This window comes from Paenibacillus oryzae, assembly GCF_001675045.1.
Taxonomy (GTDB): domain Bacteria; phylum Bacillota; class Bacilli; order Paenibacillales; family Paenibacillaceae; genus Pristimantibacillus; species Pristimantibacillus oryzae.
Genome location: NZ_LYPA01000076.1, coordinates 23,608 through 47,321, shown reverse-complemented (window position 1 = coordinate 47,321; position 23,714 = coordinate 23,608). Strand labels below are relative to the sequence as shown.

The following is a 23,714-nucleotide window of genomic DNA, read 5'->3' as shown; positions in this document are numbered from 1 at the left end:
CGACCTCTCTAAACGGTTGCCAGCTTGGCAGATTCGGCGGGTACAACATGGTTCGCCAAATCCAGCAGCCTTACCTTGAGCTCGGCGCTGTTCATGCCGGGAAATTCATGGATGATTCTTTCGATTTCCTCAAAATAGATATGTTCCGCCTTGCCGATGTAGATTTTGGGATACACCTGCTGCTCCGCCGTTTCGCTGTCCTTGAGCATTTCCTCGAACAGCTTTTCGCCGGGCCTTATCCCTGTATATTCAATGCCGATTTCTTCAACGGAATACCCAGACATGGTAATGACGTTTCTGGCCAGCTCGGTAATATTGACGGGATCGCCCATGTCCAGCACAAAAATTTCGCCGCCTCTCGCCAGCGCCCCCGCCTGGATAACCAGTCTTGACGCCTCCGGTATCGTCATAAAATAACGAACCATGTCGGGATGCGTCACCGTAACGGGGCCGCCTTTGGCAATTTGCTTCTGGAACAGAGGAATGACGCTGCCTCGGCTGCCCAGCACATTGCCAAAGCGGACCGCCACAAATGTGGTGGCGCTGATCCGGTCCATATGCTGGATGATCATCTCCGCCACGCGTTTCGTTGCCCCCATCACCGAGGTGGGATTAACCGCTTTATCGGTAGAGATCATAACAAACGTTTCCACCTTCGCCCGGCTTGCCGCCCTGGCCGTGTTCAGCGTGCCCAGCACATTGTTTTTGAACGCCTCCTCGGGGTTGCGCTCCATAAGCGGAACATGCTTGTGCGCCGCGGCATGGTACACAACATGCGGACGGTGCGCGGCCATAACTGCCGCCATTTTTTCGCTGTCCTGCAAATCGGCAATTTCGGTAAAAAATTTGATGCTGGAATCGCGATACATTTCCTTCAATTCCATCTCGATGGCGTAGATGCTATTTTCTCCATGACCCAGCAGCACCAGCTTTTCCGGCAAAAACCGCGAAATTTGACGGCATACCTCCGAGCCGATAGAGCCGCCCGCCCCCGTCACCAGCACCACCTTTTGCGTGACATATCCCGAAATGCTTTCAATATCCAGCTCCACCGGCTCGCGGCCCAGCAGGTCCTCCACCTGGACATCGCGAAATTTGGTCACTGAGATACGCCCCGTCGCCAAATCCTCAAGCATGGGGATGATTTGCGTCTTGGCTCTGGTGCGGGCACATTCGGTATAGATGCTGTAAAGCTGTTTTTTGGTCAGGGACGGAATGGCAATGACAATATTGTCGATTTTAAGCTCGCCTGCCGTTGCCGCAATTTGTCCCATGCCTCCAACAACGGGAATGCCCATAATATCCAGCTGCTGCTTCCCGGGATCGTCATCGACAAAACCGACCGGATACAGCTCGCTGTCGGGATTGCCCATCAGCTGTCGGGCCAGCATAGTGCCGGCGGAGCCTGCGCCGACAATCAGCGTGCGTTTCCTTCTGCCGCCGCTGCGGTTGAAGCCGCCGCGGATAAGCCGCCAGATCAGGCGCGAGCCGCCGATTAGCAGCATATGGATGACCCAGGCTGCAAACAGAAACCGGGGTTCAAGACGCTGCAGAACAATCCACTGAATAACTCCCGCCGTCGCAAAAGAAAGTCCCACCGCTTTGGCAATCATAACCAGCTCGCCTATGCTGGCATATTCCCACGCTTTTCTGTACAGCTTGTATCTGAAAAAAAACAAATGATGACAAAGCAGAAGCAACGGAGTAAACAGGTATAGCGTACCTGCATCGACAAAAAATCCTCCCTGGAAGGCCGCGCCTTCCTTATTCATCGCGACCAGCCACTCCGGTCCTTCACCTGCGCCCGGCCCGGCGACCCACGCTGCCAATGCAACGGCAAACAGCACAATGAACGAATCCAGCAGGACGAGCAGAAACATTCTTCGTCGATAAGTCATTCCAATCATCCTTTCATTAACTAACACCAAAGAACAATATAGTTCTTTATAAAGAACATGCATATCCAAAAAAATATCGCCTATTCCACTATGCAGTCTCAAGCAAATCCTCTACAGCGTGTATATGCTTCCGCTTAATCATTCCATGCAAGGCTCGCTTTTACCTGGCATTTTTTTTGTTAAGCACCGCGCCTACAATATTGGCCCCCGCAAAGGCAAGCGCCTGCTTGGCCTCCAGCGCTTTGCCATGCGTCGTATGGCCGCAGTGCAGCAGCAGGACAACTCCATCGCTTTTGCCTACCAGACAGTTGGTGTCAGGGGAAGACAGGACGGCGGGACAATCAATAATGACACGGTCATATCTATCTGCGGCGGAAGCCATCAACGCGCTCATTGCGGGGGAATCCAGTAAATCAGCAGTACCTGCTCCGGCGGAGCCGCATGTCAGCAGGTCAAGCCCTTCAATCTCCGTACGCCGCACGGCTTCAGGCAAACTTAATTGTTCTCCAACAACGGTGGCAAGCCCCGGCGACATTTGCGTGCCGAATATTTTGTGAAGCACAGGATTGCGAAAGTTAGCGTCAATGAGCAGGACATGCTCGCCGCGCTGCGCCATACTTATGGCCAAATTAATGGCCGCAGTGGATTTTCCGTCGCCTTCCTCAGGCGATGTGATCAGCAGCGAAGTGATGGCTTTTCCATCGGACGCGTATTGAATATTATTGCGAATCGCGCGGAATTGCTGGGCAATGGGATGCGATGGATTCAGATAAGCAAGCAAACTGCGGTTAACGTCTTTCCTGGCTGCTTTTGTCCGTTCACGAACCAAATGTCTCACTCCTTACCATGCTTGGCTTAATCTTTTTGCCTCCGGTATCGGCATGCCGCCTTTTAATGACCGGTACCTGCCCTAACATATTAAGCCCAAGCCTGTTCTCAATATCGCTTTCCGTCCGGATCGACTCGTCAAGAGAATTAAGGAGGAAGGTTAAGCTAATGCTCAGAATCAGTCCCGTCAAAAATGCGATATAAATAATCGTATTGCTTTTGGAGTTGATAGGCGTCGGCTCCGGCTGGGCCGGCGTCAACAGCCGGATGCTTTGAAGACTGAGCGTGTCTGCTGCAACCTTGCGATACGCGTCAACAGTGGCATTGGCAATATCTGCGGCTCTTACGGGATCGCTATCCATTACACTGACTACGGTAATAAGCGAAGAATCCACACTGTTAATCCCGATTTGCGACCGTAACTGGCCTGGCGTTGTGTTCAGCTCCAGCTTTTTAATGACCTCGTTTAATACGATCGGCTCTCTGACCAAAGCGCGTACTGTAGACATCATCTCGCTGCTAGCGGCAATAATGATGCGGGTCGACGAGGCATACACTTGAGGCTCGGGACGGGAATTGTATAGAATCCCCAATGCGGTCAATATTCCGGTAATCAGCGCAATCAGCCATATCCTTTTACGAATCGTCAGCAAAACTTCTCTAAGGTTGATTTCCTTCTCCGTTTCTTTTGGCAAAACGGTGTTGCTACGTTTGGTTTCCATTCCTACACCCACTTATAATGTTAGTTATAGTGAACACTAACACAATAGTAGTTCTTTATATAGAACATGTCAATAGCTCAATGGTCAATATGCAAAATAATAATATTCGACGACTTCTTTTTTCCGGAGCTTTCAGGCACGGCGGCTTTCCGTTCTTCCCGCCATTTATTAGAGGTCACAAGCTCTTTGAGCGCGCGGAAATCCCCTTTGCTCATGCCTTCATCCACAGCATCCCGGATCATGGAATGCCATTCCTCATCCAGCACATCCTCTACCCAAACCTTTGGCGTCAAATCCTCGCCCAGCAAATATTCAATATTGCTATCCAGATGAAAGGCGATTTTGGCCAATACCTGCAGAGAAGGATTGTTCTGCACATTTCGCTCAATATAGCTCAAATATGATTTTGAAACGCCTGCCAGCTCCGCAAGCCTGGTAATGGAATAACCCTTCTTTTCTCTCAGCGCTTTAATCCGTTCCCCAATCATAAGATTCTCCTTCAGTCAGATTAGATCCGTACTATGGCTGCAAAAAACGGTGTTGAACAGGAGTCTATAACGGACAATATCTTTATTGTAGTTCTTTAAAGAGAACAGGTCAATACTTTCAACCCCCACATTTTATAGTTTATCGCATGCTTTATCCCCTATTACCCGCCTGTTTCTAGCTTTTTTCAGCTTTTTTTCTGCAGAAAAGCAATTTAAATCATTCACTATAACGAACAATCGAAACATGCCTTTTATCGAACCTTGCCTTTCTTCAGAATTTCTTTAGAAAAACATTGATAGGATCTTCAGAATTACTTGTTATTCTTCTATCAATAGAGAATTCATGAGGGAGGACCTTACCCATGATCAGCAGTACGATCACTGGATTAATAGATCAATACGGCTACTTTGTTTTCTTTCTCGCTTTTTCGTTAGGTCCATTTGGTATTCCCGTCCCCAATGAAGTCACACTTTTGACCGCTGTATTCCTCGGCCGCGCCGACATTCTGAATCCGCTGACCGCTTATCTCTGCATTTTGGCGGGTTTGCTAACGGCGGTGACCTTGTCCTATTCACTGGGGCGATTCTGTGGCGACCATTTCAATTTGAAGCTCCAAAATAACCGCCGTTTTCAAAAAGCGCAGCTCCTGCTTCAGAAACATGGCAAATGGGCGATGGCTGCCGGTTTTTTCCTGCCTGTTGTGAGGTATATCATGCCTATGCTGGCTGGATTCAGCGGCACCCGCTTTAAAACATTCATGATCATCTCGTATTTTGGGGCTTTTGTTTGGACAGCCTTGTTTTATGGAATCGGGACACTTATTGCGGCTCACATCTTATGAAACTAGAAAAAGAGGGGGATTTTTATGAAAAAAAACAACTATTTGCAGTTTGCGCGAAGCTTTATTCGGCAGCCCAAACAAGTAGGCAGCGTATTGCCAAGCTCCAGATTTCTGGCATCCAAAATGGTTCATTCCATTCCCTGGCATGAGGTAAACGCTGTTGCAGAGCTTGGATCGGGCACTGGCGCAATTACGAAGTTCATTAAGGACAATGTTACGGAGGGCACTAACGTATTTTTGTTTGAAATGGATAACATAATGCGCGGCCAATTAAAGAACAGCTTCCCTCGCTTTCATTGTCTTCCAAACGCGAGCCGATTGGTAGAAGAAGTACAACGGGAAGGCATTAACCAGTTAGACTGTGTAATAAGCGGCCTTCCTTTTTTTAATTTCAGTCCTGAACTGAGGGAAACACTGCTTCAGCAAATTTATTATTCGTTAAAACCGGGCGGACTGTTTGTGGCGTTCCAATATTCACTTCAGATGAAAAAGCATCTGTCACTGAAATTGGATATAGAAAAAATTGAATTCGTCCCCTTAAATTTCCCCCCGGCATTCGTATATACTTGTCGTAAAGAAGGTTATGATAACAAAATAATGGCATAAGGAGCAGCCCGATGAACGCCATACTGGTTGTGGACGACGATTCGGATAATCCGGGATATTATTCACGAATGGTAATACCTTGAAATAAACAAAGGACGTCCCATCATTAACCGACGGGGCGTCCTCGCTTCCTGTATCGACTAGCTAATTAATTTGAGCAGCGTCGTCAGACGATATTTATCAAATACGGCTGTTGCGGATTCAAGAGGGATATCCCATAGACATTCATCCAGATTGCACTCAATAGGAACCTCGATGTTGATGCGGGCCAGCGACCGGGATAAATGAAGCATGTCCAGATCAGCTTCAATTTTGGCCTTTACGCTTTTGGGCAAATGCTCCAGATTGCTTAATATGCCATCAATAGATTCATATTCCGTCAGCAGCTTCAGGGCTGTTTTTTCACCTATGCCTTTAACTCCAGGGTAGTTATCGCTTGTATCGCCGGTCAACCCCTTCATCTCAACAACCTGAAATGGCTGAATGCCTTTATCCGTTTTAAGCAGCTCCAAATCATACACGGCGTAATTGGATCTGCCCTTCTTCATAATGACAACATGAATACGCTCGTCCACAAGCTGCAGCATATCCTGATCTCCGGTAAGAATGTAGACATGTCCAAGCTCGCTGAATTGCCGGGATACCGTCCCAATGCAATCGTCCGCTTCATACCCGGCAAGCCCGATATTAGGAATTTGCATGGCAGACACAATATCTTTGACCAGGCTAAACTGGGGAATCAAATCCTCAGGGGCTTCAGGCCGATTGGCCTTATAATGGGGATACAAATCGCTTCTGAAGGTTTTGCTTCCCATATCCCAGCAGCATAATACATGTGTCGGCTGAAAGGCATTTACCGCATCAAAAAGATATTGCAGGAAGCCGTAAATCGCATTGGTAGGCGTGCCGTCATCAATTCGTCTGGAGCTGTAGGATTGAGCAAAATATGCTCTGAATAATAGCGCCATCCCGTCAACAACCAATATTTTGTTGCTGTTCATCTAAGCTTCGTCCCCTCTTTTAATAAGGGGTTGTCCGAAAAGTCACGTGAAACGAATAACTATTCAGCAGAGAGGACCGGAGGGGAATGGGTGTCTTGAGGGCGAGTTTTTTTGCCGGCTTTTATCCACTAAAAAATAGGATCAAAATAAGCCGACAAAAATGTTTGAGCTTCCAAGACACCCTTTTCCTGCAGGTACCGGTTTTGTTGAATATTTATTCACCGAAACAGACTTTTTGGACAGCCCCTGGTTCCCTACATTGTACCACATCTTATTCCGCAATGAAGGCTCCAATTCGTTCCGCCGCTTCTAGGAGACGTTCCTCATCTTCCACAAGAGCGATACGAACGAACCCCTTTCCCTCTTGGCCAAAGGCTTCGCCTGGTATGACGACAACTCCCGCCTTTCTCAACAGCTCCTGTGAAAAGGTTCTGGAATCCCAATTGCCGCCCCATTTCATTTCCGGAAGCTTTGCCCACAGAAACATCGTTGCTTTGGGGAGCTCAACCTCCCAGCCGATGCGCTGCAACGCTTCAACAAACCTATTTCTTCGGCGCTCGTATAACGACCCGGCCCGCTCGTATCCGGTGTTTTCCATTGCTTCCCGAAGAGCGGCGATTCCGGCTTCCTGAACAGGGTAAAAGGCTCCGTAATCAATATTGGCCTTTAGCTCCCGCAGCGCGCCAACCGCGTCCCGATTGCCAGCCAAAAAGCCAATCCGGCAGCCCGCCATATTAAAGCTTTTGGACAATGAATGAAATTCTACCGCATACCTGAATGCTCCCTCGACCTGAAGGATGCTAGGCGGCACTACTCCGTCAAACCCCATCTCGGAATAAGCTAGATCCTGAACGATGAGCACATCGTACATCTCCGCTTTTTTCAGCAGCCTGCGGAAGAAATCAAGATCGGCAATAGCGGAAAGCGGGTTATTAGGATAATTGACGAGTAAAAGCTTGGCGCTCCGCCACACTTCATCGCTTATAGCATCCAGATCCGGCAGGTACCCATTTTCCGCTCTCAACGGCATCATAACGGGCTGAACCCCAGCCAGCGCAAGCGATGCCGTATAGATGGGATAGCCAGGGTCCGGCAGCAAAGCAATGTCTCCTGGATCACAAATGGCCATCGCAAGATGAGCGAGACCGTCCTGGGAGCCCAGCAGCGTCACCATTTCAGCCGCCGGCTCGCATTTTACTCCGAAGCGATGGTCCATCCATCGTGCTGCCGTTTCCTTAAACGGCATATCGCTTTTAATAGCAGGATACATATAGTTGTCGAGCCGCAATGCGGCCTTAGCCAATGTGTTGCGAACGGCTTCTGAAGGAGGTTTGTCGGGACTGCCGATGCCAAGATCAATAACATCCATGCCGTTCGCCATCGCTTCCCGCTTCCATTGCGAAACCTCGGAAAAGATAGACGAGCCCAGCTCGCCTAATCGTTTGGAGCGCCAACGCCCTCCATCACCGACGCCTTTTACGTCCGGCATTGCACTCCCGCCTGAACTGCGTACAGCCTCCTCAACTTCGGAGCCCTGCACCGCCTTGCCGGGTGATCGTAATTCTCCATTGCCGTCAAATTGGCTGGACAAAAAGGCGTTACGCATCTGTTTCATCGCTACCCCAAACCTCGGCATATTGCTCTTCCTTATACCCGACGGTGACGCGTTTGCCATCTGTCGCGATAGGACGTTTGATCAACATGCCATGAGAGGCCAGAAGCTTAAGCTTGTCGTTATGGCTCATATCGGCAAGCTTGTCCTTCAGTCCCAGCTCCCGGTACACTTCACCGGAGGTATTGAACAGCTTTTTGATATCCAGACCAGACAAATCCAGCAGCTTCTGCAGCTCCTCTGCCGAAGGCGTCTCCTCCACGATATGTCTCGCCGTCACTTCAAATCCCTTCGCCTTCAGCGATTTGACGGCCGCCCTGCACGTGCTGCAAGGAGGGTATTGTATAACCGTAATTACTTTTGACATGTACCTTTCTCCTCTCATGTCCAGAATCGTACGTTGCTTGCATGTTTGCTATGTTGCTTGAGGAGCGCCTCAAGGGCGGTAAGCTCCGGCGGCAGCGGAGCATGGAACTCCATTTTTTCTCCCGTCAAAGGATGGACAAAACCGAGACTGGCCGCATGGAGCGCCTGACGATTGACGCAATCCTCCCAGGCAGTGATCTCATTTGCGTCAGCACCGTACATTTTATCTCCAATAAGAGGGCAGCCAAGATGCTTCATATGTACACGGATCTGATGCGTTCTGCCTGTTTCCAGCTTTAGCTTGACTAACGTTGCCGCCGCTTCCCCCGGCCCGCCCCCAAAATGCTTCACGGCCTCGTAACGGGTAAGCGATGGATAACCCGTTGGCGTCACGATACGAATATGCGGAGACTCCGGGTCGCGGTCGATAGGTTCATCCACCACGCCGGTTGGCGCAGGGGGGGCGCCATACACATAAGCGAGATATCGCTTGTCCACCTCTCCACGCTGCATTTGCTCCGACAATTGCTGATGCACATAACCCGTTTTCGCAATGGCCACCACGCCGGAGGTTTCCTCGTCCAGCCTGTGAACGGGACGAAACCGTACCTTTTCCCCTCTCTGCAGCCAATGATAGACAACGCCATTTGCCAGCGTTCCCGTATAATGGCCGTGGGTGGGATGAACGATAACGCCCGCCGGTTTATTGACAACCAGCAAATCCTCATCCTCAAATAAAATATCAAGCGGTAAATCCTGCGGCAATATATCGTCGGATTGCTCCCGCTCCATTCGTACCCGGATTATATCTCCCGCCGAAACCTTCGCCGTTGTATACACTCTCTCTTCATTAAGCGTTAGGCCATGCTCGGTCAGCTTCACCTGCGACAGCAGCTTTCGTGAAACGCCTAACCTCCGCTCCAGCACGGTGCGTACTTCCTTCCCTGCATCCTGCTCGCTGACGGTTACCGTCAGCGGCTTATAATACCGGAGCAGCAGCTCATCCTTTAAGCCCTCTACAGCTTTTAATCCCTCTGCATCCTTCATTCCGGCTTTACTCCCGCTCATGATCCTGCAGAGAATTTCCGGCATCAGGAGCTGCTGCCGGCGCTGCATCTGACACTGCTTCGTTTCCGGCGCTTTTTTTTCTGCGGGAGCGAAAAACCTCGCCGCTTCTTACATATTCCGTATCCTGCAAACCAAGCTTCGCATTAGCGACTCGTGCCGCAGCAAAAAAATAGTCGGACAGACGATTTAGATAAATAGCCGCATCTCCATTAATGGCATGTTCCGAGGCCAGCGTCACAACTCTGCGCTCCGCTCTCCGGCATACGGTCCGGCATACGTGAAGATGGGAGGAAACGACGCCTCCGCCCGGCAAAATAAATCTTGTAATTTCCGGCGCCTCCGTCAGCATGACATCAATCCATGCCTCCAGCCTCAGGATCGGTTCGCCGGTCATCTTGAACGGATGACCTTCACGTGCATACGCAAGGTCGGAGCCGCAGTCGAACAGCTCCTGCTGAATGTCCATCAGCTGTCCCGCCAATGTCTCCAGTTCGATATGTTTGGCCGCCTCGGCAGCGGCAAGACCAACAAAGCTGTTGAGCTCGTCAATCGTTCCGTAAGCTTCAACCCGGACATCGTCCTTGCGGACCCGGCCTCCAATTAGAGAGGTTTGCCCTTTATCGCCCGTTTTTGTATACAAACGCATCCTTCAGACCTCCTTATAAGCTGCAATATCAAGACAACAGCAGGGCGGATTGACTCCTCCCTGCTGACCGCCACTACCTCTATGAAATGCGCAGCGCTGCGCAATATGTGATATAACCCGGAGCATATTACTTACGATCATATTTAGTTCGAGCTGAAAGGTTCGGACGGAAAGGCTCGGGCCAAAAGTCTACCCTTGCTTCAGCTTGTGCACAAAACCGCCTATACGATCCAGAGCTTCCGTCAGCTGAGTAACGGAGGTTGCATAGGAGCAGCGCAGGAACCCCTCGCCTCCCAGGCCAAATACCTGCCCCGGAACGGCCGCTACTCCCGCCTCCTCCAGCAAACGCTGAGCAAAGGTTTCGCTGTCCAGTCCGGTGGAAGCAATGGATGGAAAGGCGTAAAACGCGCCTTGCGGCTCATGACATTGCAGACCGATATCGCGGAAGCCCTTTACAACCAGGCGTCTGCGCTGATTATAGGATTCCACCATTTTGTCCTTTTCCTCCATGCCGTTTCGCAATGCCTCAAGAGCGGCATATTGCGCCATGGTTGGCGCGCACATGATCGTGTATTGATGAATTTTGAGCATGGCTGCTATCAGCTCGGGATGTCCGCACATATAACCAAGACGCCATCCCGTCATGGCAAAGGCTTTGGAGAAGCCGCTAACGAGAATCGTCCGATCCTTCATTCCTGGCAAAGCCGCAAAGCTGGCATGTTTTGTGCCGTAAGTCAGCTCCGCGTATATTTCATCAGATATAACAATGAGATCATGCTCTTCTACAACCTTGGCAATCGGCAGCCAGTCCTCGTACGTCATAATGCCGCCGGTAGGATTGCTGGGATAACTAACAATAAGCACTTTGGACTTTGGCGTTATGCTTTTTCTCAAAGCTTCCTCCGTCAGCTTGAACTCATTGTCTGCCGACGTTTCAATCCCTACCGCAATGCCGCCGCTTAGCGAGGTAATGGGTGAATAGGAAATATAACAAGGCTCCGGCACCAAAATTTCATCGCCTGGCGTAATTAACGCGCGCAGCGCAAGATCAATCGCTTCGCTGCCTCCGACCGTTACGACGATTTCGCTGGCAGGGTCGTACGCTACCTGGAATGAATCGTTTAAATATTGCCCTATTTCCTCGCGCAGCTCCGGCATGCCGGCATTTGACGTATATTGCGTCTTGCCGGTCTCCAGGGAATAAACAGCAGCTTCGCGCACATGCCAAGGGGTTACAAAGTCCGGCTCGCCTACCCCGAGCGTAATGACATCCTTGCGTGCGCTGACTAAATCAAAAAACCGGCGGATACCCGACGGCTTAATGCCCTTGACAAGCGGTGACAAATAGTCAGACATGTTTTGCCGCCGCTGGCCCGAGACCGATGTTCCTTCTGTTTCCTCTTTTAACATCGCCATCACCCTCTATTTTCGTTACGGCGAAACCATCAAGCGATGGTCACCTTCATGCTCCTCGAAGATGATGCCGTCTTGTTTGTATTTTTTCAATATAAAAAATGTTTTGGTCGATAATACCGCATCAATCGGAGACAGCTTGTTGGATACAAAGGATGCAACTTCCTTCAGGTTTTTGCCCTCGATCTCCACCAGCAAATCATAAGCGCCGGACATCAGATAAACCGATTTTACTTCCGGGTACAAATAAATACGCTCCGCTATACCTTCGAAGCCGCGTCCACGCTCGGGAGTAATTTGAACCTCGATGAGCGCCGTCACTTTTTCGTCGTCTACCTTGCTCCAGTTGACAACTGTCGCATATTTAACAATAACATGGTTGTTCTCCAATTCCGCAATCGCCGACTTTACTTCCTCCAGCGATACGCCCAGCATGGTCGCTATGAGTTCCGCGTCCCTGCGCGCGTCTTCCTTCAACAGCTCAAGCACCTTTAATTGTAGTTCGCTCATTCCAAAACTCCTTCCGGGTTGCCTCGCGGTAATAAAGAATATTTTACAAGATATCGGGGGTTCCTGCAAAGAAAAAATGAAAAGACCCCGAAGGGTCTTCACATGTAATACGTTTGTCCTTGATTTCCGTGCTGCTGGTCTTGCTGAGCCGGCGTATAAAAGGAGCCATTTTGCTGGTTCCCCAGCTTCTGCTGCAGAAATTGCTTGGTCTTTTGAATCGTCTGCTGATATTGCTTGGACTGCTTGTCCAGCTCCTGCCTCAGCGCCGGCGACGCCGTGTTATACATATTGCTCTGCTGCATGACCTGAAACAATTGGCCCTGCATATTCAATGTATTGTTGAGCAGCTTGGTGAATAATTGACGGATATCGGGGCAGGTGGATTCTGTTGCCGCCGTTGCATATTCACGAACGACCCGCTTGAGATCGGACAAAATAGTGGAGGCCAAATCCTCCTCCGACAATAAAGATTGGTGCTGTCCTTGTTGCATTGCGCTTGCCTCCTTCATATTCAATAGTGGTATTATTGTGGCTGTGTTGGAGCTAAGCTTTGATGATGCGAAATGGCATGGAGCAGCGAATCATAATGCTGCTGATGGGTCGCAATCATCTGCGAGCAGATATTACGGAGAGCCGGCGTTGTAGCTGTGGAAACCACAACTGCGCATTGCTTGATCAACAAGTCCTCGTTGGACATGGAGTCTGCAATGTACTCCAGCTCTTTGGCTGTCATGGCCTGCATGGCGGAAGCCTCCTTGCGTCATTTTTTAATCCTGTTGTAGTATGCGCCGGGAGCGGCAAATTATGCCTCCTCCCTTCATGTCGGTATTATATAAGTTGAACAAAAGAGTCTCCGCTGGGGCCGGCGTGTGAGAAGTTCTTCCGATCGCAATTGTTTCCAGATTTCCCTGAATAAATTGTTTGATTGTTGAAATCCTGAAACACAAGCGAGCGCTTAAAACGTTCTGGAAGAACGTTACTTCGAAAGCATATGCTTTTCTCCAGAACCCCTCACACTCTGGCCTATCGCTACTTTTCTTTTGTTCAACTTATATAGCTGCCATTTTTAAGCAGCGGGCGCAGCAGCCACCAGCTGGCGATTGGAAAGCTCCCTACCGCGAGGAGCAGGCAAGTGATGGCAAGCGCGGAATCATTCAGCGGCAGCACAATCAAATAACAAGATAAGCCGATCAGCCTGCCTGTCACAAGCCCTGCTTCCCGCAGCACAACAAACTCCTCGCGTTCCTCGGCGCTTTCTCTGGAGCTGCCGATCAAATCAAATACGCTTGAGGTCATGGGCACAAAATATAGAGGGATAAACAGCGAGGTCCCGATGCCAAGCAGCAGGAGCGTAGTATAGGACATTTTCCAGAACAATGGCACTACAACAACGGCAATCATAACGGAGCCTATCAGCATTGCCCTGCTCCGGTTGCTCCTCTTCAGCCATTTCCCGGCCGCCCAGAAGCTGGCAAGCGCGACCAGCGAGGTAATAAGCGCATAAGTGCCCAGCTTGCTTTCGTCTTTGGTGGAAATATAAACGACAAGACCTATCAAAAACATAAACACGCCTTCCCGCACGCCTTGGGCCACTATCGCGGCAAACATCCTGCGCCAGGCGTTCCCCTTTTGCGAAAGCTGCTGCCAGCCATGCCTCCAGTTGTAAGTACCGTGACTCTTCCGTTTTTTGAGCCAAAAGCTGAGAATTACGGTAGCTGCAAATATAATAAGCGACAACGTAAAAATAAGCCGATATCCCTTTTCCCCGCTCATCGAAGTAATCAGAATACCGGATATCCAAGGCGCTACAATGCCGGCGCCCGAAACCGAAAGACCCGCCCAGCCATTATAGCTGTCGCGGGTATCCGGCTCCGTAATTTCAAAATAGACCACATTGTAGGCAAGCCAAAAAAAGCCCAGCGCCACTCCGTTAAGGGCTCCTAACGGAATGGCGTAACGCTGGGCTTCTCCGGCAAGCAGCAGCACCGTGCAATAAAACAAGCCCGACAGCGCGATGCCCGCGCGCAGGCTGTTCATTTTGTTATGCTCCTTAACCCATTTGCCTGCAAGCCAAAACGTTAAACCGCTGCAAGCGTATTGGGCCATCGTAAACCAGCCGATCAAGGTGTATGACTGGCTGGCCTTCCATAGGTATACAGGCACAAAGGTGCCCGACAACGCGTTTCCTACTGCAAACAGAGCTTGTACAACAAGCAGCAGCACAGCCTGCTTCTCCAGCTTTGCCAATACGACACCCCCGAACTGCACAAACGGTTTGTGCAATTGTGCAATTGATGCTGGCGTGCTCTCATTCACGCCTTGGTCGTATTGTAAGATGCCCTACAGTCGCTTTTCCCATGCCTGCCCAATAAAGGATGTGATCAAGCCCCAGCGCAGCAGATTTTTCCATCAAGGCAAAAGAATCAGGCCAATCTTCTTCTCCATCAAGGCAAAAGAGTCAGGCTACTCTTCTTCTTCTCCATCAAGGCAAAAATGTTGCGCTACTCTTCTCTATGCAGCCGTTTGGCCAGTTCGTTGCGATCGCTCAAAGCAAGCTGCGAGGATACATGATAGCAAGAGGGACAAACATACCAATTGACAGTAATCGGAACGGGAAGGATGCTGTGGCCAAGCGCTGCCGGAATGGTTGCTTTAAAGCCTTCTCCGCCAATTTGCTGCTCTCCGGCCTCCAGCATATATTCGCGGCAAACCGGACATTCCGGCGCCTCAAGCTGCTGCTCCAGCACAAGCTGGGCTCCCGCCTCTGCGGCAAGCCCGGCTCCCATGCCCCGCAAGCTGCCTTCGTCCTCCCAATCGCCGTCGGCATCCGCGGCTTGTCCATAGGAGGCGTTTTGCTCCTCTTCATCCCGCTCTTCGTCATTATCGAGACCTATGCTTAAGCTGTTATAGCCGCTCAGCTTATTTTCGCAATGCGGACAATGAGATTCCGGTCCGATTTCCTCATCCCAAACAATGTCCGTCATACACCAAGGGCACACCTGACTTTCCGCCATACCCAACCCACTCCTTTAACGTTTTAAGAGAACCGCCCTAATTGTTCAGTAAATAAAAAATGCCGGCCGCAATAAACAAAATAGCGATCACAAGCAATATGATCCATAAATATTTCATATTCGCCTCCGCGCGTTAAGGCGGTATTCGACCCGCCTTAAATAATAACCGTTGCTCCGATTACATAAGATAGAGAAACCGAAATAATCATGGCAATCAGGCCTACCGCCCGATTGTCGCTCGCAATCTCTTCGTCGATCCGAAACACGGGCGTCATGAATTCAAACAGAAAATAGGCAAGCAGCAAAATAACAAAACCAAACGCGCCCCAAATCAGGCTTTGATAGATGGAATCATTGGCTTCAATAGAAAAGCGGAAAATATTGCAAATCCCGAATATTTTGCCGCCTGTCGCCATCGCCACCGCCATATTGCCGCGTTTAATTTCTTTCCAGCATTTATATTTGGTCATCATCTCAAAAACCCACAGGAAAACAATAAGCGACAGAACCGTCACCGACACAAAAACAAGCGATGATGCATAAGCATTGTCAAGCAGCTTGTCGATTTCCGTTTCCATTTCCTAAACCCCTCCTATTTCAGCTCCGCTACCGTTACGCCGGTGCCCCCTTCGCCGTAATCGCCGTTGCGGAAGCTTTTCACATGGGCATGGCGGCGCAAATATTGCTGAATGCCGGTACGCAATATCCCTGTGCCCTTGCCATGTATAATATATACCCGGCCAAAGCCGGATAAAAAGGATTCGTCAAGGAAGCGGTCAACCTCCATAATGGCCTCCTCCAGGTTTTCGCCCCGAAGATCAAGCTCCATACGGACATTATCGTCCTTCGACCGCATAAGCGTGGCGCTTTGCTTAGGCTGCTGCTTGGCTGCCGGAGCCTGGCTTTTGATAAGCTCCATATCATCCAGCGTAACCTTCATTTTCAGAATGCCCAGCTGTACCAAGGCGTCCGAAGCATTTATTTCCAGCACATGCCCTCTTTGATTCAGGCTGTACACCATAACCTCGTCGCCAGGGCCAATGGTCTCACGTTTGCCGCCTTGCGTTTTGGCCGGCCGCTTCTGGCTTTTTTCGGGAGCCGCTTCTTCCAGCTTGCGCCGCGCTTCAATCAGCTTATGCTCCTTGACGGAAGCACCTTCCTCCATAGCAAGTTTACGCAGCTCGGAGATAATGGTTTCCGCTTCTTTTTTGGCCTTGTCGAGAATGCCGATGGCTTCGTCCTGCGCTTTAAGCAGCAGCTTTTCCTTCTGCTCCTCAAAACGCCGTTTTTCCTCCTCGTGCTTGGCCCGCTGAAGCTCCATCTGGCGGCGCAGCTCCTCCGCCGTTTGGCGCTCGTTTTCGGCGCTTAACCGGTTTTCCTCCAGCGAAGCAATCATGCTTTCGACGCGCAAATCCTCCTCGCTGACCTCGCCTCTGGCATGATCAATAATGCTGCGCTGCAGCCCGAGACGCTCCGCAATAGCGAACGCATTGCTTCGTCCAGGCACGCCAACAAGCAGCCGGTAGGTCGGGCTTAGGGTCGCCACGTCAAATTCCATGCTGGCGTTGATGACGGATTTGCGATTGTACGCGTAAGCCTTCAGCTCGCTGTAGTGGGTGGTCGCCACGATACGGCAGCCGATGGCGTGGATATGCTCAAGAATAGCTATGGCCAAAGCGGAGCCTTCCGCAGGGTCCGTGCCCGCTCCCAGCTCATCCAGCAAAACCAGGCTTTTCGCTGTCATCCTTTTTAGAATGGATATGATATTGGTCAAATGACTGGAAAAGGTGCTCAAGCTCTGCTCGATGCTTTGCTCGTCGCCGATATCGGCGTAAATCGCGTCAAACACACAAAGCTGGCTGCCTTCGTCCGCAGGCACGAACAAACCCGACATCGCCATCAGCGACAGAAGTCCGATTGTTTTGAGGGACACCGTTTTGCCGCCGGTATTAGGCCCCGTCACGATGATAGCGGTAAAGCTGTTGCCAAGCTCCACATCCAGCGGAACAACCTTGTCCCGGTCGATGAGGGGATGCCGCCCGCGCTTCAGCTTCAGAAATCCTCTGTCGTTCATTCGCGGCTGAGTTGCTTTCATGGTGTGGGCCAGTCGCGCTTTCGCAAAAGCAAAATCCAGCTCGCCGAGCAGCTCTTGATTGGCAAGCAAATCCTCAACATAGTCCGAGGCCAGCGCTGTAAGCTTTTGCAATATTTTTTCGATTTCCCGCTCTTCCGCCGCTTTTAGCTCGCGCAGCCGGTTATTCATTGCCACCATAGCTTCAGGCTCGATAAACAGCGTAGCGCCCGAACCCGATTGATCATGCACGATGCCCCCGAAGCTGGAGCGGTATTCCTGCTTCACAGGGATAACATAACGATCGTTGCGCAGCGTAATAATGACATCCTGAAGCATTTTTTGCACGGATGAAGAACGGATCATGGACTCCAGCTTTTCCCGGATGCGGGATTCGCCATTACGAAGCTCGCGGCGCACGGAAGCAAGCCCCGGACTCGCGCTGTCCAGTACCTCCGCGTTTTCGTCGATGCATGCCAGAATGTCGTCCTCCAGCCCCTTATGCTCTGTAATATCTCCTGCAAGTCCTTGGAGCAGCGGGATAGGATGCTCCTCATGAATATGCGCAATATGTTTCTTAACGCGGCGTCCGCCCCGCGAAGCAAAAGCAATATCAAGCAGCTCGGAGGGATTAAGCGTACCGCCTATACGCGCTCGATGCAGTGGGGCGCTAATATCAACGATGCCGCCAAACGGGGCGCTTCCCTTCAGTCTGTCGGCAGCATAAGCCTCGTCCGTCGCCTGGAGCAGCAGCTTCACCGTTTCAAGTCCGGTTGAGGGAAGAAGCCCCTCCACAAGCCGTTTTCCAAGCTCTGTGGCTGCATGTGCGCTTAGTTTATTTATAATTTTTTGATATTCAAGTGTGGATAAAATTTTGGAATCCAACAACGAACACTCCTCTCGCTTTTTTTATTATAGCCGAACCTTTGGTTACATGCACGATTTTGGCCGCCGACTCTCCTAATGCAAAATGTTGTCGACAATGGAATAGACGGTACATAATCGCAGGAACTCGCGGCAACACTATATGTGCTTGAACACGAAGTATAGCCTTCAACAGAAGGTTATGGAGCCAAATCGAGCTCAATGAAAAAGGAGGACTTCCAATGACTTTTCTGGGACACGTTGTCCGGTTTATCGTATCGGCCCTGGTCCTTATGCTGGTGGGCTTTATTGTGCCTGGGTTCAAAGTTGGCGGATTTTGGAGCGCGTTTTTCCTCGCGCTTGTCATTGCCGCTCTCGGCTGGATCATCGAGGGCGTCTTTGGCAAAAGAGTTACGCCGTTTGGACGGGGCATCGTTGGCTTTTTGTGCAGCGCCGCCGTCATCTGGATTGCTCAGTTTATCGTCAGCGGCATAGCTGTCACTTGGCTGGGAGCCATTCTGGCGGCGCTTGTAATCGGGATTATCGACCTGTTTATTCCCGTAAGCACGCCATATGAAGCAGGCCGCCGCAACGCGTAGCCTCACCTTTCATGAATGCTTGCACTGCCCATTAAGGCGCTGCAAGCTGAAAACGACTTGACAAGGAGCCGTCCACGCTCCAAAAACAGCCCTTCAATCCCGCTAACCGGGAACGAAGGGCTTTTTCCCGACTTGAAAAGCTTCTTGACTTTTGAGGAATTTCCCGGCTTTTTGAGTAACTTCTCGGCTGGAGTAAGGTGAACGGGAGGCATTCTCCCCTTTTACCCGCAATGACATTCATCACATTTTCGAAATATTGTCAAACTGTTGCTCTCATTCTCTCTTTATCTTGTCCTGTTTTCGTTTACAATGGTAGTGAAAGTTTGGTTATATTTATGTTTTCTGTGAAAGGGGATATTAATGAGATGAAAAAATGGCTTACATTTGCGTTTGTGCTTGTTATGGTTGCCATTGTTGCCGCATGCGGAAGCAATGCGGGTGAAAAATCGGGAGGAAACAGCGGCAGCGAGTTAAAAGGCGGCGATCTCTCCGCAGACAGCAGCGCGGCAACCTCCGAGGTTGTTATCACTGCGTCCAACTGGAAGTTTGATCAAGAGGAATACAAAATCAAATCAGGCGACACAGTAAATCTGACGCTCAAATCGGCTGGCGGCTCCCACGGCGTCATGATTCTGAAAAGCGGCTACGATCAAATCGGCAACGATGAAACATTAGCCGTCAAGTTCGATGAACCTGGCACATATGATATCATTTGCTCCGTCCCTTGCGGCACCGGGCACCGCACCATGAAGTCCAAGCTGGTTATTGAATAAATCTGCAAACTAAGAAGATTACTGCAACATGTTAATCGTCAACAAACATATGAGTCACCAACAAATCAACTCAATGAAAGCCCAGGATTGCCGCGTATACGTTACGGCAGTCCAGGGCTTTTTTGGTTGTACTTGTTCAGTGGATTTGATCACTTGTGCTGTTGGGTTGTACAGTTCAGTCGACTTGTCTACTTTTGTTGTTGGGTTGTTCAGTTCAGTGGATTTGTCCATTTGTGCTGTTGGGTTGTATAGTTCGGTTGCTGTTTGGGTTGTTCAGTTCAGTCGATTTACTCTGTTAGCCTTGTATTTAGCTCTAAGTGCAGGGGTTCGAAACTGATATCGGACATCGATGTCCTTTAGCCGGACATTTTCAGTGACTTTTGATTTGTAACGGAAAAAATTGTCCATTACAGCATAAAAAGACGTAGAAAACGAGGGATATTGCACTGTAATGGACATTTTTGACCGCCAAATAATGGATATTGCCGTTATCTGGTTTGTAACGGACAATTGTGTCCACATCATTAGTCCATGCATGGATTTTCCAACGTCAAGCCTAGGAGAACAGCAACAACGAAGCAGATCAGCAAAAAAGCCGGATAAGCAAATCAAACCTAACAGGAAAATTGGCTGTTCGATAGCTTATTAGATCAACAGACCAAGGCGATAGCTGATTCATTAGTTAGTTCAATAGTCAGGCGGATCACCAAATTAGTCATATCATCAGGCAAGTCAGCAATCAGTCATAATCTATAATCAGGCGGTTCCAACATTCAGTCAATCAACAATCAGGCAGTTCATCATTCAGTCATAATCCACACTCAGGCGGTTCAACATTTAGGCAAATCCACAATCAGATGCTTCAGCAATGAGTCAGATCAGTCAGTTATCAGCAACGCCTATAGCGTTGCTTGATGCTTGCCAGTTCTTGCTCTCCTCTATCTTGTGTTCAATCTCTTGCTTTTGGTCACTCTCTTGCTTGTCTTCACCCTCATGCTTTTGGTCACTCTCTTGCTTGTGTTCACCCTCATGCTTTTGGTCACTCTCTTGCTTGTTGTCACCTTATTACTTTTCGTCACCCTCTTGCTAATCGTCACCTTATTACTTGTTGTCAACCTCTTGTTCACGGTCATCCTCTTGCTTGGTCGTCACCGCATTGCTTGTCGCTTCCATTGACAAGCTTCCTTTGATAAGATGGGTGTACCAATTGATACATGCAAAAAGCGAGGGATGCGCAATGGGAGTTTTGGAGGGACGTATCGCGGTAGTCACTGGAGCAGGGAGCGGATTGGGCAGGGCCACAGCATTGGCTTTTGCACGCGAAGGCGCTTCCGTCGCACTGCTGGGACGCCGCCTCGACAAGCTGGAGGAAACCGCGGAGCTGCTGGAGACGGCAACTGGTCAAAAGGCCATGCCGATCCAGGCCGATATCACCGTTAAAGATGACATTCATGCGGCAATTGGCAGCTTGGTGAATGCATGGGGGCGCATTGACGTATTGCTTAACAATGCCGCCGTTTTGGAATCCGGCTCCGTTCTTGACCTGGATTCGGAGGAATGGGAAAAACAAATCGCCACAAATTTGACAGGTCCCTTCCTGCTTACTCAGGCTGTCCTGCCCGTGATGAGGGCTAACAGGTATGGCCGTATAATTAATATTACTTCAGGCCTGGCGCGCAATGGCGCCGGGGGATTTGCAGCGTACAGCGCCGCCAAGGCGGGATTGGAATCGCTGACGGTTACAACCGCACATGAAGAACATGAATACGGCATATTGGTAAACCTCTACAATCCGGGCACTCTACGCACCGAAATGCATGCCGTTGGCAAAGATCCCTCCGTCGTCACGCCGGATCTGGTGAGACTGGCTTCGCTATCATTTGGCGGTCCAACAGGCGCCCTTCATTCCTATGGGTAATTCCCGCTCATTTCTTCGCTATGCTCATCCGTTGCTCGTGCTGAAGAAGCCAGCTTTTCCGGGTCAAGCCGCCTCCGTAACCGCCAAGCTCGCCGCTTGCGTTAATCACTCTATGACATGGAATGACAATGGCCAGTTGATTGGCTCCATTTGCTTGCGCCACGGCCCGGTAAGCGTTAGGTTTGCCAAGTGAAACCGCCAAAGCCTGATAAGATACCGTTTCACCGCACGGAATTGCCGCCAGCTTATCCCATACGCTGCGCTGAAAGGTTGTACCTCCTTGGAACAAAGGCGTTTTGAATTGCTTTAATGAGCCCTCGAAATAAGACTTAAGCTCCTCTTCTATGGAACAAATGGGGTCCGTCATTCCAGGCACAATTGCGGAACGGGTCGATTGGCGCAAACGCTCAAGCTCCCGCTCCAGTCCTCTCCTGTCAACAAATTCAAGCAAATGCAAACTTGTTTCGTCAGCCACGGCCATCATGGGACCAAGAGGTGTATCCAGCCAGGACGCCTTAAGCAATCGTTCCTCTGACATATGAGTAGGGGAAGCCCCCATAATTTTTGAAAAAGCCTCGCGAAATCCGCTGCTGGATTGATATCCGCTTGAAAGCTGAGCGTCGATAACGGCTTCTCCTGAAGTCATATTTTTAAGTGCTATCCCCATTCTGCGCGCCCGTGCATATTCTACAAACGTCATCCCAAACCGCTTCTTAAATTGCCTTCTGGCAGTCGATTCATCCACCGACAACCGTTTGAAGTCCTCGCTTCTCCAGCGTTTTTCCGGATTATTTTCCACCGCTTCTACCAATAACCTGATCACATCCGATACTTGATTAGGATGAGTTAGCGGGCGGCAGCGCCGGCATGGGCGATATGCTGCCAGCAACGCCTGCTGGGCCGTTTCGTAAAATTCGCAATTCTCTATTTTAGGCTTGCGAGCGGGACAAGTCGGCCGGCAAAATACGCCGGTTGTTTTTACGCCAACATAAAACAATCCTTCATATTCCGAATCCTTAGCCACCAAAGCTTCATAATACTGCTGCTTTCTTTTATCATCAATCATTAAGACACATCCTTATCGTGATTAAAACCAACTTGATTATAACGTAATGATCAAATAGGCATCGCCGAAAATCAGGCACGAATAGTAGAGCCGTTACGTTTACGACATAGCGTTATCAGCGCCAAAATGGCAGCATCCCGTTTCTTCGATAATTACTTTACCTGTCGTAGTAATTATGCTATATTCATTTTACTACGACAGATGCAGTAAAGAGGAGGTTAACGTTTGATCAGCAGTGACATTATCCGAGGTTACAACGATACAATGATTCTGTATATGCTGCTGGAGCAGGAATCTTATGGTTATGAAATATCAAAAAATATACGACAGCTTTCGGAAGAAAAATATGTGATGAAGGAAACTACGCTATATTCCGCTTTTACCCGTCTGGAGAAAAACGGATATATCTTATCCTTTTACAGGGACGAAACGTTTGGAAAACGGCGAACCTATTATCGGATTACGCCCGAGGGCCGCGCTTATTATGAGGAAAAGTGCATAGAATGGCGTTTGACGCAAGAAGTCGTGAACAAATTTATTAGGGAGTGAAGAAGATATTATGAATACCCTTGTCAATTATCTGGAGACGATGTTTGCACAGCTTCCGCGAAACGCGCAAACCTGGAGACTCAAAGAGGATTTGCTGGCGACAATGGAGGAAAAATACAATGAGCTGAAGGCTGAAGGCCGCAGTGAAAACGAAGCGGTTGGCATCGTTATCTCCGAATTCGGCAATATTGATGAATTAATGCAAGAGCTTGAGATGACACCTTTGGTTTCGGGGGCTCAACCGCGAGTTCTGACAGCTCATGAGGTCGAGGATTATTTGCAAATGCGGAGACGCTCGGCATTTAACATTGCTTTAGGCGTTGCGATCATTATTTTTGGCGTTGCTTTTATGATGCTGATTAATATGCTGCTTGGAGAAGGAAGCCAGTTCATGACTATGAGTGAAGACAGCGCAGGTTTGATCAGCATTGTCGTGTTGCTTGCTTGCGTCGTGCCGGGTATTGCCCTGTTTGGCTATAATGGCTCAAAAAATGAGCCTTACGAATATATGCAAAGGCAATTCCAGCTGCCAAATGCTCTATGGGAAGAGATTAACCAACGGAAATCCGCCTTTATGCCGACGTATAAGCTGGTCATTTGGTTAGGCGTTGTCATATGCATCGCTTCCCCGATCCTATTATTTGTCCCGATGATCTTTAACGAGGATGCCTCTGGCTACGGTGTAGCTGCCATGTTGTTTGCTTTAGCCATTGCCGTTTTTCTCTTCATTTATTGGGGCAATATTAAAGAAGGTTTTTCCGTTGTTCTGCAAACCGAAGATTGACATCGCCCCCGATTTCATTTAAAATCACACTTGTTTGCAATGATAATGATTTTCATTGTATGGAGAGTCAACATTA

General features: G+C 49.7%; 24 protein-coding genes and 1 pseudogene. 7 read left to right on the top strand and 18 right to left on the bottom strand.

What is annotated here, in order from left to right; genetic code table 11:
- Positions 1–8: 8 nt before the first annotated feature.
- The 4 genes from A7K91_RS22775 to A7K91_RS22760 form a co-directional block, all read right to left on the bottom strand.
- Positions 9–1,898, bottom strand: coding sequence for a polysaccharide biosynthesis protein (locus A7K91_RS22775; protein ID WP_068686786.1), 1,890 nt, complete (start codon positions 1,896–1,898; stop codon positions 9–11).
- Positions 1,899–2,058: 160 nt separating this feature from the next.
- Positions 2,059–2,727, bottom strand: coding sequence for a CpsD/CapB family tyrosine-protein kinase (locus A7K91_RS22770; protein WP_068686785.1), 669 nt, complete (start codon positions 2,725–2,727; stop codon positions 2,059–2,061).
- Positions 2,717–3,448 carry a YveK family protein gene (locus tag A7K91_RS22765; RefSeq protein ID WP_068686784.1) on the bottom strand — a complete coding sequence of 244 codons (732 nt, stop codon included), beginning with the start codon at positions 3,446–3,448 and terminating at the stop codon, positions 2,717–2,719. Before A7K91_RS22765 ends, A7K91_RS22770 begins: the two co-directional genes overlap by 11 nt.
- Before the next feature lie 77 nt (positions 3,449–3,525).
- Positions 3,526–3,936, bottom strand: coding sequence for an XRE family transcriptional regulator (locus tag A7K91_RS22760; protein WP_068686783.1), 411 nt, complete (start codon positions 3,934–3,936; stop codon positions 3,526–3,528).
- 362 nt (positions 3,937–4,298) lie between these two features.
- Between A7K91_RS22760 and A7K91_RS22755 the strand changes: the two genes are divergently transcribed.
- Both A7K91_RS22755 and A7K91_RS22750 read left to right on the top strand, forming a co-directional pair.
- A complete protein-coding gene (locus A7K91_RS22755; RefSeq protein WP_068686782.1) occupies positions 4,299–4,778 on the top strand; it encodes a DedA family protein in 480 nt (159 codons plus the stop codon).
- Positions 4,779–4,802: 24 nt separating this feature from the next.
- Positions 4,803–5,384, top strand: coding sequence for a class I SAM-dependent methyltransferase (locus tag A7K91_RS22750; protein ID WP_068686781.1), 582 nt, complete (start codon positions 4,803–4,805; stop codon positions 5,382–5,384).
- 140 nt (positions 5,385–5,524) lie between these two features.
- On the opposite strand, the gene A7K91_RS22745 is transcribed toward A7K91_RS22750, so the two are convergent.
- The 13 genes and pseudogenes from A7K91_RS22745 to A7K91_RS22685 form a co-directional block, all read right to left on the bottom strand.
- Positions 5,525–6,385: a 5'-3' exonuclease gene (locus A7K91_RS22745; RefSeq protein ID WP_068686780.1), complete on the bottom strand. Its 861-nt coding sequence runs from the start codon at positions 6,383–6,385 to the stop codon at positions 5,525–5,527.
- 271 nt (positions 6,386–6,656) lie between these two features.
- Complete coding sequence (locus A7K91_RS22740; protein ID WP_068686868.1) at positions 6,657–7,874, bottom strand: aminotransferase class I/II-fold pyridoxal phosphate-dependent enzyme; 1,218 nt, start codon at positions 7,872–7,874, stop codon at positions 6,657–6,659.
- Positions 7,875–7,983: 109 nt separating this feature from the next.
- Complete coding sequence (locus A7K91_RS22735; RefSeq protein ID WP_068686779.1) at positions 7,984–8,364, bottom strand: arsenate reductase family protein; 381 nt, start codon at positions 8,362–8,364, stop codon at positions 7,984–7,986.
- Positions 8,365–8,378: 14 nt separating this feature from the next.
- Positions 8,379–9,410, bottom strand: coding sequence for an RluA family pseudouridine synthase (locus A7K91_RS22730; RefSeq protein ID WP_211274562.1), 1,032 nt, complete (start codon positions 9,408–9,410; stop codon positions 8,379–8,381).
- Between the two features lie 97 nt (positions 9,411–9,507).
- A pseudogene (locus A7K91_RS22725) lies at positions 9,508–10,077 on the bottom strand (cob(I)yrinic acid a,c-diamide adenosyltransferase); the annotation flags it as partial.
- A gap of 189 nt (positions 10,078–10,266) precedes the next feature.
- Positions 10,267–11,487, bottom strand: a complete 1,221-nt coding sequence (locus tag A7K91_RS22720; RefSeq protein ID WP_068686778.1) for an aminotransferase class I/II-fold pyridoxal phosphate-dependent enzyme — start codon at positions 11,485–11,487, stop codon at positions 10,267–10,269.
- Positions 11,488–11,508: 21 nt separating this feature from the next.
- Positions 11,509–12,000 carry an Lrp/AsnC family transcriptional regulator gene (locus tag A7K91_RS22715; protein ID WP_068686777.1) on the bottom strand — a complete coding sequence of 164 codons (492 nt, stop codon included), beginning with the start codon at positions 11,998–12,000 and terminating at the stop codon, positions 11,509–11,511.
- Positions 12,001–12,098: 98 nt separating this feature from the next.
- Positions 12,099–12,491, bottom strand: a complete 393-nt coding sequence (locus tag A7K91_RS22710) for a spore coat protein (RefSeq protein WP_068686776.1) — start codon at positions 12,489–12,491, stop codon at positions 12,099–12,101.
- A gap of 32 nt (positions 12,492–12,523) precedes the next feature.
- Positions 12,524–12,742, bottom strand: a complete 219-nt coding sequence (locus tag A7K91_RS22705; RefSeq protein WP_068686775.1) for a hypothetical protein — start codon at positions 12,740–12,742, stop codon at positions 12,524–12,526.
- A gap of 302 nt (positions 12,743–13,044) precedes the next feature.
- Complete coding sequence (locus A7K91_RS22700) at positions 13,045–14,247, bottom strand: MFS transporter (protein ID WP_245697770.1); 1,203 nt, start codon at positions 14,245–14,247, stop codon at positions 13,045–13,047.
- 254 nt (positions 14,248–14,501) lie between these two features.
- A complete protein-coding gene (locus A7K91_RS22695) occupies positions 14,502–15,014 on the bottom strand; it encodes a hypothetical protein (RefSeq protein WP_068686774.1) in 513 nt (170 codons plus the stop codon).
- Positions 15,015–15,169: 155 nt separating this feature from the next.
- Positions 15,170–15,592 carry a DUF350 domain-containing protein gene (locus A7K91_RS22690; RefSeq protein ID WP_068686773.1) on the bottom strand — a complete coding sequence of 141 codons (423 nt, stop codon included), beginning with the start codon at positions 15,590–15,592 and terminating at the stop codon, positions 15,170–15,172.
- Between the two features lie 14 nt (positions 15,593–15,606).
- A complete protein-coding gene (locus A7K91_RS22685; protein ID WP_068686772.1) occupies positions 15,607–17,970 on the bottom strand; it encodes an endonuclease MutS2 in 2,364 nt (787 codons plus the stop codon).
- 221 nt (positions 17,971–18,191) lie between these two features.
- Here A7K91_RS22685 and A7K91_RS22680 point away from each other — a divergent pair, with 221 nt between their 5' ends.
- The 3 genes from A7K91_RS22680 to A7K91_RS22665 all read left to right on the top strand — a co-directional run bounded on the left by A7K91_RS22680 (position 18,192) and on the right by A7K91_RS22665 (position 21,239).
- A complete protein-coding gene (locus A7K91_RS22680; RefSeq protein WP_068686771.1) occupies positions 18,192–18,548 on the top strand; it encodes a phage holin family protein in 357 nt (118 codons plus the stop codon).
- Positions 18,549–18,913: 365 nt separating this feature from the next.
- A complete protein-coding gene (locus A7K91_RS22670) occupies positions 18,914–19,321 on the top strand; it encodes a cupredoxin domain-containing protein (protein WP_068686769.1) in 408 nt (135 codons plus the stop codon).
- A 1,237-nt stretch (positions 19,322–20,558) separates the two neighbouring features.
- Positions 20,559–21,239 carry an SDR family NAD(P)-dependent oxidoreductase gene (locus tag A7K91_RS22665; RefSeq protein ID WP_068686768.1) on the top strand — a complete coding sequence of 227 codons (681 nt, stop codon included), beginning with the start codon at positions 20,559–20,561 and terminating at the stop codon, positions 21,237–21,239.
- Between the two features lie 7 nt (positions 21,240–21,246).
- Here A7K91_RS22665 and A7K91_RS22660 read toward each other — a convergent pair whose 3' ends face one another.
- Entirely contained in the window at positions 21,247–22,305 is a 1,059-nt protein-coding gene (locus A7K91_RS22660; protein WP_068686767.1) for a bifunctional transcriptional activator/DNA repair enzyme AdaA, read from the bottom strand.
- Positions 22,306–22,530: 225 nt separating this feature from the next.
- Between A7K91_RS22660 and A7K91_RS22655 the strand changes: the two genes are divergently transcribed.
- The gene (locus tag A7K91_RS22655) at positions 22,531–22,854 is read left to right on the top strand and encodes a PadR family transcriptional regulator (protein ID WP_068686766.1); all 324 of its coding nucleotides are present in this window, start codon (positions 22,531–22,533) and stop codon (positions 22,852–22,854) included.
- A gap of 10 nt (positions 22,855–22,864) precedes the next feature.
- The gene (locus A7K91_RS22650; protein WP_068686765.1) at positions 22,865–23,638 is read left to right on the top strand and encodes a permease prefix domain 1-containing protein; all 774 of its coding nucleotides are present in this window, start codon (positions 22,865–22,867) and stop codon (positions 23,636–23,638) included.
- Positions 23,639–23,714 lie beyond the last annotated feature (76 nt).